Origin of the sequence: Streptomyces sp. NPDC046900 (assembly GCF_040644975.1) — a bacterium.
Classification (GTDB): Bacteria; Actinomycetota; Actinomycetes; order Streptomycetales; family Streptomycetaceae; genus Streptomyces.
On record NZ_JBEYXD010000251.1, the window covers coordinates 1 to 1,419 of the forward strand.

The following is a 1,419-nucleotide window of genomic DNA, read 5'->3' on the forward strand; positions in this document are numbered from 1 at the left end:
CCGAGGCGCTTTCCTTTGTGGGTCTTCCTCGTGCTCGTCTGGCAGGGCTGCTGTTCACAGCTCTGAATCGGGAGCGAGGAAGCGTCATCAATGTTCAGGGGTTTGGTCGTTGACGTCCCCGATGTGCTGATGGCCTGGCGGAGTGGGGCTCACATCCACCCATTCGGCGTCTGGCCGGGCGGGCCGGCGCCATGACCGTGGTGCGGGGATCCGGGCTGCTCAGTCAGCTCATCGAGCGCGGGCGGCCGCCCGTCTCATGGGATGTTGCGAGCTCACCCGGGGTCTGCGACCACCCCTGGCGGTTGTCGTCGGCTGGTGTCATCGGGCCCCCTGCCGGTCGTGTTGTGTCTGGACTGCGCGCAGCAGATGGTAGGCACGGGCCAGCAGGCGGCGGGCGATCGCAGTGGTGGCGATCTTCTTGCCCCGGCGGTGTGCGATGGCCTGGTAGGAGGCGGCGAATTCCGGCGAGCGTTTCGCGGTCTGGGCGGCCTCACACAAGATCCACCGCAGCCAGTCCGAACCCTGTTTGGAGATGTGGCCGTGCCGGACCGACGTATCCGAGCTGCGGACCGTCGGGGTGAGCCCCGCCCACGCGGTGAGCTTGCGGGCGGAGGGGAAACGGCTGATGTCACCGATCTCGGCAACGATGATCAGGGCGGTGAGCGTGCCCACCCCCGGCAGCTGGGTGAGGGTTTTGACCCGCGGATCACCACGGGCGTGCGCGACCAGCTGCCGGTCCAGGGCGTCGATCGGTTCTTTGAGGGCGTCCATGAGGACCAGGAGATCGTCGACCACGCGGCGCGAGGCGTCCGGCAGGTCCAGGCTGTCGAGCCAGACCCGGCCCGGGGCGGTGAAGTAGCCGCCCGGCCGGTCGCAGCCGTGGTCCGCCAGGACGGCATGGACACGGTTGCGTAGCAGGGTCCGCAGCCGCACCAGCTGGCAGCGGTGCCGCAGCAGGGCCCGCTGCTGGCGCACGTCCAGCGGGGCGATCCACGCCTCCGGGAGAAGGTCGGCCCGCAGCAGCTGAGCCAGGGTCGCGGCGTCGACCTTGTCGTTCTTCAGCCGGGCGGAGGCGATGGCCTTGCACCGCAGCGGGTGCACCAGGTGCGACTCGAAGCCGTAGTCCTCCAGCAGTTCCACCAGCCAGCCCCAGCCGTAGGCGGCCTCGAAGGCCACCGGGGCTCCGATCGGAAGATCCCCGATCACCGAGAGCACCGACTCGACCCCGTTGGGCACCTTCCGATTCACCTGCACCGCACCATCGTGATCAACGACCGCGATCTGCGAGCGCTTGCGGTGCACGTCGATGCCGACGTAGACCGACATTGAGGGCCTCCTTTCCGAGCACGTATGGGACCCGGAACCAGAATCCACCGGGCTGTGCAGGAAGGGGGGCCCGGCCCTCATAGAGTCAGCTCA

Annotated in this window: 1 protein-coding gene; it reads right to left on the minus strand. The window is 68.6% G+C overall.

Features of this window, described 5'->3' with window-relative positions:
• Window positions 1-318: 318 nt before the first annotated feature.
• Window positions 319-1,326, minus strand: coding sequence for an IS110 family transposase (locus tag ABZ904_RS51270; protein WP_361831227.1), 1,008 nt, complete (start codon window positions 1,324-1,326; stop codon window positions 319-321).
• Window positions 1,327-1,419: the final 93 nt, after the last annotated feature.